This is a genomic window from Amycolatopsis ultiminotia (assembly GCF_039536925.1).
Taxonomy (GTDB): Bacteria; Actinomycetota; Actinomycetes; order Mycobacteriales; family Pseudonocardiaceae; genus Amycolatopsis; species Amycolatopsis ultiminotia.
The window spans coordinates 1-11,841 of record NZ_BAAAZN010000042.1 but is presented as its reverse complement, the minus strand read 5'-3'; the positions used below and the strand labels follow the sequence as shown (position 1 = coordinate 11,841).

2 protein-coding genes are annotated in these 11,841 nt (G+C 71.9%); both read left to right on the top strand.

Annotated features, from left to right (window positions below; all coding sequences use genetic code 11):
- The first annotated feature begins 63 nt into the window (after positions 1-63).
- Positions 64-6,657, top strand: coding sequence for a type I polyketide synthase (locus ABD793_RS42315; RefSeq protein WP_344869510.1), 6,594 nt, complete (start codon positions 64-66; stop codon positions 6,655-6,657).
- Positions 6,657-11,841, top strand: a 5,185-nt coding sequence (locus ABD793_RS42310) for a type I polyketide synthase (protein WP_344869508.1), incomplete at its 3' end; no start/stop codon positions are given. The genes ABD793_RS42315 and ABD793_RS42310, both read left to right, overlap by 1 nt.

Below are 11,841 nucleotides of genomic sequence, written 5' to 3'. Positions count from 1 at the left end.
CAGGCTCGTCAGGCGGTGCGGTTTGGTGATGCGGTTGAGTCGTTGGCTGCGCAGGGTGTTTCGGTGTTTCTGGAGATCGGGCCGGACGGCACGCTGTCGTCGATGGGCCCGGCAGTGCTGCCCGACGGCGTATTCGTGCCCTTGCTGCGCAAGGACACCCCGGCTGCCGACGCCGTGCGCGGCGGCCTCGCCCGCGCCTACGTGCACGGCGCGCCGCTCGACTGGACCACCGTCCTCAGTGGACGCACAGTCGAGCTGCCCACCTACGCCTTCCGCCGTCACCGATTCTGGCCGGAGCGGTCGGTGCGGACCACCGCGGCCGACTCGGGTTTTTGGGCTGCCGCCGAGTCCGGAGACCTGACCTCACTCGCCCTCGATGCCGACCGTCCGCTCCGCGAACTGCTGCCCGACCTCGTTGCCTGGCACCGTCGTGAGCAGGACGACGCGGTCCTCACCGGCTGGCGCTACCGGAGCACCTGGGTGCCGGTCCGCGAAACCGCCGCGACGCTGTCCGGCACCTGGCTGCTGGTCGGTGCCGCCCCGGACCTCGCCGCTGCGCTGGCCACGCACGGCGCCGACGTGGTCACGGCCGCCACCCCGGACCAACTGACCGGCATCGTGCTCGCCTTCGACGACACCCCGCACGCCGAGTACCCGACGGTCCCGGCGGGCATTGCCGACGTACTCGACCTGATCCGCAGGCACGATGCGCCGCTGTGGGTCGTCACCCGCGGCGCGGCCGGGCTCGACGGTGAACGGGTTTCCGCCGACCAGGCGCAGGTGTGGGGTCTCGGCCGGGTCGCCGCACTGGAACACCCGGACCGCTGGGGCGGCCTGATCGACCTGCCATCCACTGTGGACGAACGAGCCGCGGACCGGTTGTGCGCCGTGCTCGCGGGCCTCGGCGAGGACCAGGTCGCGGTGCGCGCGTCCGGGCTGCTGGCCCGCCGTCTCGGGCACGCGCCCGCGCCGGCCGCGCACCCGCCGTGGCAGCCCCGTGGCAGCGTCCTGGTCACCGGCGGAACCGGCGGCCTGGCCGGGCACGTGGTCCATTGGCTCGCCGGCCGGGCCGCGCCGCGGGTGGTGCTGACCAGCCGCTCCGGGCCTGCCGCGGCGATCGCCACGGCCGCCGGACTGGCCGGCCGCGGGACTGCGGTGGAGGTTTTCGCCGCCGACATCACGTGCCGGTCGGACGTCGCCGCGTTGGTCGGCCGGATCGACGACCTGACCGCGGTCGTGCACACCGCGGGCATCGGCCAGGCCACCCCGCTGGCCGAAACCGACGTGGCCGAGCACGCCGACGTGACTGCTGCGAAGATCCTCGGCGCGCGGCACCTCGACGAGCTGACCGGCGACCTCGACGCGTTCGTGGTGTTCTCCTCGATCTCCGCGACCTGGGGCAGCGGCCTGCAGCCCGGCTACGCCGCAGGCAACGCATTCCTCGACGCCCTTGCTGCAGACCGGCGGGCCCGCGGCCTCTCGGCGACCTCGATCGCGTGGGGACTGTGGGACGGCGGGGGCATGGGCGTCGGCGAGGCTGGGGAGACGCTGCGTCGCCGTGGTTTGCGGAAGATGCCACCGCAGCAGGCAATCCGCGCGCTCGCGCAAGTTCTGGACGCGGGCGAGCACCACGTCACCGTTGCCGATGTCGACTGGGCTCGCTTCGCCCCCACGTTCACCCTGCGTCGACCGAGCGCGCTGCTGAGCGATCTGCCCGAGGTCGTGCAGGCGCTCTCGGTGCCGACCGAAGAGGCGGCCGGCGGCGACAGCGAGCTGGGCCGGGCACTGGCCGGACTGCCGCGCGCCGAGCGTGACCGCCGGCTCGTGGCACTGGTCCGCGAGGAGACCGCCGCGGTGCTCGGTCACGACGGGCTCGGCGAGGTGCCGGCCGACCGCGCGTTCCGCGACCTCGGCGTCGACTCCCTGACCTCGGTCGAACTGCGCGACCGCCTGACCACGGCGACCGGCCTGCGGCTTCCGGCGACGCTCGTGTTCGATCACCCAGCTCCCGCTGCCCTCGCCGCTTTCCTGCGCACCGAGCTGTTCGGCGTGCAGGAAAGCGGCGACGTCGCGGAAGCGGCCGTCGCGGCGGCTGCCGACGAGCCCATCGCGATCGTCGGCATCGGCTGCCGCTACCCGGGTGGCGTGACCGGCCCCGAGCAGTTCTGGGACCTGCTCTCGTCCGGCACCGACGCGGTTGCCGGCTTCCCGGTCGACCGTGGTTGGGCGGTCGCGGAGGACGCCTCGTCGCCCTACGCGCACCGCGGCGGTTTTGTCTACGACGCCACGGAATTCGATCCGGCGTTCTTCGGGATCTCCCCGCGCGAAGCGCTCGCGATGGATCCGCAGCAACGGCTGCTGCTCGAGGTTTCGTGGGAAGCGCTGGAACGTGCCGGCCTCGACCCGCACGCGTTGCGCGGCACCCGGACCGGTGTGTTCGCGGGCGCTTCGGCTTCCGGCTACGGCGAGTTGATGACCGGCACCGCGGGTGCAGCAGGTTACCTGCTCACCGGTAACGCGGGCAGCGTGATCTCCGGCCGCGTCTCCTACACGCTCGGCTTGGAAGGCCCGGCGGTCACGGTGGACACCGCGTGCTCGTCTTCGCTGGTTGCGCTGCACCTCGCGGCGCAGGCGCTGCGGTCGGGCGAGTGCTCGCTGGCGCTCGCGGGTGGTGTTGCCGTGATGGCCACGCCGGGTGCGTTCGCCGAGTTCTCCCAGCAGCAGGGCCTCGCTTCCGACGGCCGGTGCAAGGCCTTCGCGGACAGCGCCGACGGCACCGGCTGGGCCGAAGGCGCCGGGATGCTGGTCGTGGAACGACTGTCCGATGCACAGCGCAACGGCCACCGTGTCCTCGCCGTGGTCCGGGGCAGCGCGATCAACTCCGACGGCGCGTCCAACGGCCTTTCCGCCCCCAACGGCCCGTCGCAGCAGCGCGTGATCCGCGCGGCACTGGCCAACGCCGGACTGTCCACTTCGGAGGTCGACGCGGTCGAGGCGCACGGTACCGGCACCTCGCTGGGCGATCCGATCGAGGCGCAGGCCGTGCTCGCCACCTATGGCCAGGATCGGTCCGAGCCGCTGTGGCTGGGTTCGGTCAAGTCCAACCTCGGTCACGCGCAGACCGCGGCCGGCGTCGCGGGCGTGCTCAAGATGGTGCTGGCGTTGCAGCACTCGCGTCTGCCGCGGACGTTGCACGCCGCCGAACCGTCCACGCACGTCGACTGGCCGTCCGGAGCGGTGCGCCTGCTGCAGGACGAGGCCGAGTGGCCGGTGGGAGACCGGCCACGGCGTGCCGGGATCTCGGCGTTCGGGATCAGCGGGACCAACGCGCACGTTATCGTCGAGGAGGCACCCGCTGCCGAGGCACCCGCGCCTCGGACACCGGTGGTGACCGGCGTGACGCCGTGGGTCCTCTCCGGCCGCACCGCAGCCGGGCTCGCGGCCCAGGCGGGACGGCTGCGGGAACACGTCCTTGCGCACCCCGGGCAGGATTCCGCCGACGTGGCGTGGTCGCTCGCCACGCGGCCGGTGTTCGAACACCGTGCGGTGGTGCCGGACGTGGCCGGGCTCGCGGCGGTCGCGACCGGCCGGCCCGGCACGGGCGTGGTCACCGGGATCGCGGGTACGCCGGGGCACACGGTGTTCGTGTTCCCCGGGCAGGGCAGCCAATGGCTCGGGATGGGCCGGGAACTGGCCGAGGTCTCGCCGGTGTTCGCGGCCCGGCTGGCCGAATGCCGTGCGGCGTTGGCGCCCTACCTGGATCTGGATGCGGCGCTGGCGGGTGAGCTTGCGGGTGCGGATGTGGTGCAGCCCGCGCTCTGGGCGGTGATGGTGTCGCTGGCGGCGGTGTGGGAAGCGGTGGGTGTTCGCCCGGACGCAGTCGTGGGTCACTCCCAAGGGGAGATCGCGGCGGCTGTGGTGGCGGGGATTCTTTCGCTGGAGGATGCGGCGAAGGTCGTGGCGCTGCGGAGCAAGGCACTTACGGCGTTGGCCGGTCGTGGCGGGATGCTGTCCATCGCCGAGCCCGCAGATGCGGTGCGCACCAGGATCGAGCCGTGGGGCAGTCGGGTTTCGGTGGCCGCGGTGAACGGCTCGCAGTCCACTGTGGTCAGTGGTGATCCCGAAGCACTGCGGGAACTCGCCGAGCGGACCGACGCCCGCACGCGGATGGTGCCGGTGGATTATGCCTCGCACTCCGCACAGGTCGACGAACTACGAGACGAGATTGTCCAGGTGCTGCAGGGAATCGAGTCGCGCGAGGCTGCGGTTCCGCTGATCTCGGCGATGAGCGGCGAGTGGAACCCGGTGATGGACACCGAGTACTGGTTCGCCAGTCTCCGTGAGACGGTCGAGTTCGAACGGGCCGTCCGGGCACTCGGCGAGACCGGGCACGGCGCGTTCCTGGAGATCTCTCCGCACGCCGTCCTCACCGGCGCGATCGTGGACACTCTCGGCGACCCGGTCGCGGTCGGCACCCTGCGTCGTGACGACGGCGGCGCCGAACGGCTGGTCACCTCGTTCGCGGAGGCATTCACGCGCGGCGTCGGAGTCGACTGGCATGCGGTCACCGGGGGCGGTTTCGTCGACCTGCCGACTTACGCGTTCCAGCGCGAGCGCTACTGGCCCGAGCCACGCGTGACCGGCGAAAGCGACGAGGAGTCCGGTTTCTGGGCCGCGCTCGAGCACGGTGACCTGGACGGACTCGCCGACGCGCTGGCCGTGGACCAGCAGAGCCTCGGCGCGGTCGCCCCGGCGCTCGCCCGCTGGCGGCGCCGGGAACGCGAGGAGGCCGCGGTCACCGGCTGGCGCTACCGGATCACCTGGGCCACCGTGCCCGAGCAGCCCGCGACGTTGTCCGGCACCTGGCTGCTGGCCGGTGACGCCCCGGAGATCGCGGCGGCCCTCACCGCCCGCGGGGCGGAGGTGCGCCCGGCTGACCTGGCAGTGCCGCCCGAGGACGTGCGGGCAGTGGTGTCCGTGCTCGCCCTGGACGACGCCCCGAGCGACGGCCACCCGATCGTCCCGCGCGGGCTCGCCGACACGCTTTCCTTGGTGCAGCGTGGAATCGACGCACCGCTGTGGGTGCTGACCCGCGGCGCCGTGACGACCGGCCCGCAGGAGTCGCCGAACCCGCGGCAGGCCGAGATATGGGGCCTCGGCCGGGTCGTCGGCCTGGAACACCCCGAGCGCTGGGGCGGGCTGATCGATTTGCCGCCCACGTGGGACGAGCGGGTCGCGGACCGGCTGTGCACGGTGCTCACCGGCGCCGAGGACCAGGTCGCGGTGCGGGCAGGCGGGATTCTCGCCCGTCGTCTGGTACACGCCCCGAAGCCGCGTCCGGCCGCGCCGTGGATATCGCGTGGCACAGTCCTGGTGACCGGCGGCACCGGTGCGGTCGGCGGGCACGTCGGCCGCTGGCTGACCGAGAGGGCCACCGTGCGCGCCGTGCTGACCAGCCGCTCCGGGCCCGGCGCGGACGGCGTCGCCGACCTTGCCGCGGACCTCGCCGGGAACGGCACCACGGTGGATGTCGTCTCGTGCGACACCGCCGAGCGCGACCGGGTCGCCGGGCTGCTCGACCGGATCGCCGCGACCGGGCCCGCGTTGTCGGCCGTGGTGCATGCGGCCGGCGCGGGCGGTGGTGGCCCGGTGGCAGGCACCACCGTGGCCGACCTCGCGGACGTCACCGAGGCGAAGATCGCCGGTGCCGTCCACCTCGACGAACTGACCGAGAACTTGGATGCATTCGTCCTGTTCTCCTCCGGCGCCGCGACCTGGGGCAGCAGCTACCAGCCCGGATACGCCGCGGGGAACGCGTTCCTCGACGCCCTCGCCGAGTCCCGCCGTGCCCGCGGTCTCGCCGCCACGTCGGTGGCCTGGGGACTCTGGGGTGGCGGTGGACTCGGCGGTGGCGAAACCGGCGAGCAGCTGCGCCGCTTCGGCCTGCGCACGATGGACCCGCGGCTCGCGGTCCGCGCACTCGGCCAGGTGCTCGACGGCGGCGAAAGCGCGGTGACTGTCGCGGACGTCGACTGGAGCACGTTCGCGCCTGCGTTCACCCTGCGTCGGCCGAGCCCGCTGCTGTCGACACTGCCGGAAGCCGCGGTCGAACCCTTGCCGGAAACGGCTTCCGCAGCCGGTGCGGGCCTCGCCGAGCGGCTGAACGGTGCACCGCGCGGGGAGCAGGAGCGGGTGCTGACCGAGCTGGTCCGCGGCGAGGCAGCGGCCGTACTCGGCTACGCCGAGGTCGACGCGGTCGAGCCCGAGCGGGCGTTCCGCGAGCTGGGTTTCGACTCGCTCACCGCGGTCGACCTGCGCAACCGGCTCACCGCGGCGACCGGACTGACGCTGCCGACGACGCTGGTCTTCGACTATCCGACCCCGGCCGTGCTGGCCGGATTCCTGGGGAGCGAGCTGTACGGGGACGCCGAGGGCGAGCCCGTCTTCGCCGACCTGGACCGCCTGGAAACGACCCTCGAGGGCATCCCCGAGGGCAGTGAGCTGCGTGCGGACGTCACCGCGCGCTTGCGGACCGTGCTGTCCAAGTGGCTGGACGGTCGCGCGGGCCCGCCGGAGGAGGCCGTCACCGGCCGGCTCGAGACGGCCTCCGCCGACGAGGTCCTCGACTTCATCAACAACGAACTGGGGATGGCGTGATGGCAGATGACCAGCAGCTGCTCGGCGCGCTGAAGAAGCTGGCCGCGGACCTCTACCAGACCCGCGAACGCGTCAAGCAGCTCGAATCCGGGGAGAACGAGCCGATCGCCGTGGTCGGCATGGGCTGCCGGTACCCGGGCGGGGTCACCGGGCCCGACCGGTTGTGGGACCTGGTCGTGTCCGGTACCGACGCGGTTTCCGGCTTCCCGTCCGACCGCGGCTGGGCCGACGCCGATACCGGTTACGCGCGCCAGGGCGGGTTCGTGCACGACGTTGCCGACTTCGACGCCGCGTTCTTCGGCATCTCCCCGCGCGAAGCGCTGGCGATGGACCCGCAGCAACGGCTGTTGCTCGAAGTGTCGTGGGAAGCCTTGGAGCGCGGTGGGATCGACCCGCATTCGCTGCGCGGTTCGCGGACCGGCGTGTTCGCGGGCGCGTCGTCGTCGGGCTACGAAGCCAACCTGGTCGGCAACGATGCCGGCGGTGAGGGCTATCTCCTGACCGGCAACGCGATCAGCGTCATCTCCGGCCGCGTCTCGTACACGCTCGGCCTCGAAGGCCCCGCGGTCACGGTCGACACGGCGTGCTCGTCTTCGCTGGTGGCGCTGCACCTGGCGGTCCGCTCGCTGCGCTCGGACGAGTGTTCGATGGCACTGGCCGGTGGCGTGGCGGTGTTGTCCACGCCGGGTTCGTTCGTCGAGTTCTCCAAGCAGCAGGGCATGGCTGCCGACGGACGGTGCAAGGCATTCGCCGCCGGTGCCGACGGCATCGGCTGGGGTGAGGGCGCGGGCATGATCGTGCTGGAGCGCCTTTCCGACGCACGGCGGAACGGCCACCCTGTGCTGGCCGTGATCCGCGGCAGCGCGACCAACTCCGACGGCGCGTCCAACGGCCTTTCCGCCCCCAACGGACCGTCGCAGCAACGCGTGATCCGCGCTGCGCTCGCCGATGCCCAACTGTCCACAAAGGATGTCGACGCGGTCGAGGCGCACGGCACCGGCACCGCGCTTGGCGACCCGATCGAGGCACAGGCGCTGCTCGCGACCTACGGGCAGGACCGGTCCGAGCCACTGTGGCTGGGTTCGGTCAAATCCAACATCGGCCACACCCAGACCGCAGCCGGAATCGCCGGCGTGATCAAGATGGTGCAGGCACTTCGGCACGGCGTGCTGCCCCGGACGTTGCACGCCGACGAGCCTTCGCCGCACGTCGACTGGAGCGCCGGGGACGTCCGGCTGCTGCAGGAGGAGGTCGAGTGGGTCGCGGGTGAGCGGCCTCGGCGGGCGGGTGTGTCGGCGTTCGGGATCAGCGGGACCAACGCGCACGTCATCGTCGAGCAGGCGCCGGTTGCCGAACCGGCCGAACCGGCCGAGCGCACGATCGTGCTGGCACGGTCGGTCACGGCGTGGCCGGTGTCCGGGCGCTCGCCGAGCGGACTGGCGGCGCAGGCCGGGCGGCTGCGGGAGTTCGTGCTGGGACCGGGTGCGGAGGCCGCGGACGTCGCCTGGTCGCTGGCCACGACGCGGTCGGCGTTCGAGCACCGTGCGGTGGTGCTCGGGAACAGCCGGGAGGAGCTGGCGGCCGGGCTGGCCGCGGTCGCCACGCAACAGCCGGGAACCGGCGTGGTGACCGGGATGGTCCCGTCCGGCGGGGCGGGCCGCGTGGTGTTTGTGTTTCCGGGTCAGGGTAGTCAGTGGGTTGGGATGGGTCGGGAGTTGGCTGTGGTGTCTCCGGTGTTTGCGCGCCGGTTGGCTGAGTGTCGGGATGCTTTGGCGCCGTATGTGGATGTGGATGCGGCGTTGTCTGGTGAGTTGGTGGGTGCGGATGTGGTGCAGCCGGCGTTGTGGGCGGTGATGGTGTCGTTGGCGGAGGTGTGGCGGGCTGCGGGTGTGTGCCCGGATGCGGTGGTGGGTCATTCGCAGGGGGAGATTGCGGCGGCTGTGGTGGCAGGTGTTTTGTCGTTGGGGGATGCGGCGAAGGTGGTTGCTTTGCGCAGCAGGGCTCTCACGGCGTTGGCGGGTCGTGGTGGGATGTTGTCGGTTGCGGAATCGGCGGATGCGGTGCGGGTACGGATTGAGCCGTGGGGCGACCGGGTTTCGGTGGCTGCGGTGAATGGTCCGGTGTCCACGGTGGTCAGTGGTGATCCCGAAGCGCTTCAGGAACTTGCGGACAGCGCGGATGGTGCGGGTGTGCGTACTCGGATGGTGTCGGTGGATTATGCGTCACATTCGGCGCAGGTGGATGAGCTGCGGGACGCGATTATCCATGACTTGCAGGGTATCGAGCCGCGCGAGGGTGTGGTGCCGCTGGTCTCGTCGATGAGTGGTGAGTGGAACCCGACCATGGATGCGGAGTATTGGTTCGCGAGTCTCCGCGAGACGGTCGAGTTCGAGCGTGCCATCCGGATCGCCGGTGAGCGGCACTCGGTGTTCGTCGAAGCCTCTCCGCATGCGGTGCTGACCGGCGCTATCGCGGACACCCTCGACGAGCCCGTAGTTACCGGCACGCTGCGTCGCGACGACGGTGGCGCCGACCGGCTGCTCACTTCCTTCGCGGAGGCCTACACCCAGGGTGTGCCCGTCGACTGGACGACTGTGTTGCACGGGCAGCAGGTGGAGCTGCCTACCCATGCGTTCCGGCGGCAGCGGTTCTGGCCGCAGCCCGCGGTGGCCGCGCCATCGGCGGCGGACACTGCCGAGTCCGGCTTCTGGAGCGCCGTCGAGCACGGGCATCTGCGTGAGCTGGCCGAAACGCTGGAGGTCGACGACCGCGCGCTCGGCGAGGTGCTGCCCGCACTGGTGTCCTGGCGACGCCGGGAGCGGGCCGAATCCGCGGTGGCCGACTGGCGCTACCGCGTGAGCTGGAGCGCGGTGCCGGAACCGGAGAACACCCGGCTGTCCGGGACCTGGGTCGTCGTCGGTGCGGACGAGGACTGCGTGCGTGCACTGGTCGACCGGGGTGCGGAGGTGGTCACCATCCCGGTGGCCGACCGCGAAGGGCTGGCCGTCGCGTTGGCCGGACTCGAACCGGCCGGGGTCGTTTCGGTGCTGGCGTTCGACGAGACGCCGCTGCCGGACCACCCGCGCGTGCCCGCCGGGACAGCTGCGAACCTGCACCTCGTCCAGGCCCTCGGTGACCTGGGAAGCAACGCTCCACTGTGGATCCTCACCCGCGGCGCGGTGTCGACCGGGCCCGGTGATCTGCTCACGAACCCGCAGCAGGCCCAGGCGTGGGGACTCGGCCGCGTGGTCGGTCTGGAGCACCCGGACCGCTGGGGCGGCCTGATCGATCTTCCGTCCACTTGGGACGAACGCACCGCGGCACGGCTGTGCGCGGTGCTGTCCGGTGGTGAGGACCAGGTCGCGCTGCGCGGCGCCGGAGTGCTCGCGCGAAGGCTGGTCCGCGCGGCCGGATACCGCTCGGGCCCGGAGCGCTGGGTACCCCGCGGCACGGTGCTGCTGACCGGTGGCACCGGCTCGACCGGTGGGTATGTCGGCCGCTGGCTGGCCGGTCGTGGCGCGGAGCGGCTGGTGCTCGCCGGGCGTTCGGGCCCGGCCTCGCCGGGGGTGGCGACGCTGGCCGCGGACCTGGCGGTGGCGGGCAGCGGCGTCGACGTGCTCGCCTGCGACGTCGCCGAGCGCGACCAGGTCGCCGGGCTGCTCGACCGGATCGCCGGGACCGGGCCGGAGCTGACTTCCGTGCTGCACGCGGCGAACACCGTGTACGTCACGCCGCTGGACGAGACGGACGTCGACGGCTTGTCCGCGTCTCTCGGCGCGAAGGCGGTGGGCGCCCGGCACCTCGACGAGCTGACCGCCGGACTCGACCTGGACGCGTTCGTGCTGTTCTCCTCCATCGCCGCGACCTGGGGCAGCAATGACCACGGCGCCTACGCTGCGGGCAACGCCCACCTCGACGCCCTCGCCGAAGACCGCCGCGCCCGCGGCCTGCCGGGTACGTCGATCGCCTGGGGGGTTTGGGATACCCGGGACTGGGATGCGGTGAACGCGGCCGCCGACCAGACCAATCCCGGCACCGTCACCCCGGCCAAGCTGCTGCGCCAGGGGATGAACTTCCTCGACCCCGACCGCGCGTTGACTGCGCTGGGTCAGGTGCTGGACGACGACGAGACGTTCCTGGCGGTGGCGGATGTGGAGTGGGAGCGGTTCGCGCCGGTGTTCACCGCGGCGCGGGAACGGCCGTTGCTGGAGCTGATCCCGGAGGCGCAGCCGAGTGAACCGGTCGCGGTTGCCGAGGAGGCGACCGGTGAGCTGGCGGCGAAGCTGACCGTCCTCACCGGACCGGAGCGCCTGCGGGTGGTGACCGAGCTGGTCCGCGGGCACGCTGCCGCGGTGCTGGGTCACGCCTCGGCGGAGGACGTGCCGGCGACGCGGGCGTTCCGTGAGCTGGGTTTCGATTCGCTGACCGCGGTCGAGTTGCGGAATCGGATCGGTGCGGCGGCCGGGCTGAAGTTGCCGTCCACTGTGGTGTTCGACTATCCGAATTCGATGGTGCTGGCGAAGGAGATCGTCGAACGCGTCTTCGGTGCGGCTGCGCCGGTGGTCACGCAAAGCCGTGAGGTGTCGACGGAGCCCATCGCGATCGTCGGCATGGGCTGTCGCTACGCGGGCGGGATCGACAGCCCCGACGCGCTGTGGGACCTCCTGGCCTCGGGCGGTGACGCGATCTCCGGCTTCCCCGCCGACCGCGGCTGGGACACCGAGGGCCTCTTCAACGCCGACCCGGACCATCCCGGCACGTCGTACGTGGCCGAAGGCGGCTTCCTCCGTGGCGTAGCCGACTTCGACGCCGGGTTCTTCGGGATCAGTCCGCGCGAGGCGCTGGCGATGGATCCGCAGCAGCGGCTCCTGCTGGAGGTCACCTGGGAGACGTTGGAGCAGGCGGGAATCGACCCGGAGTCGCTGCGCGGGACCGCGACCGGCGTGTACGCGGGTGCAGCGCCGTCCGGTTACGGCTCCGTCATGGCCGGAGACGACGGCAGCGAGGGCTACCTGATCATCGGTAACACTGGCAGTGTTCTTTCTGGGCGGATTTCTTATACGTTGGGTTTGGAGGGTCCGGCGGTCACTGTTGATACGGCGTGTTCTTCGTCGTTGGTTGCTTTGCATTTGGCTGTGCAGGCGTTGCGGTCGGGTGAATGTGATTTGGCGTTGGCTGGTGGTG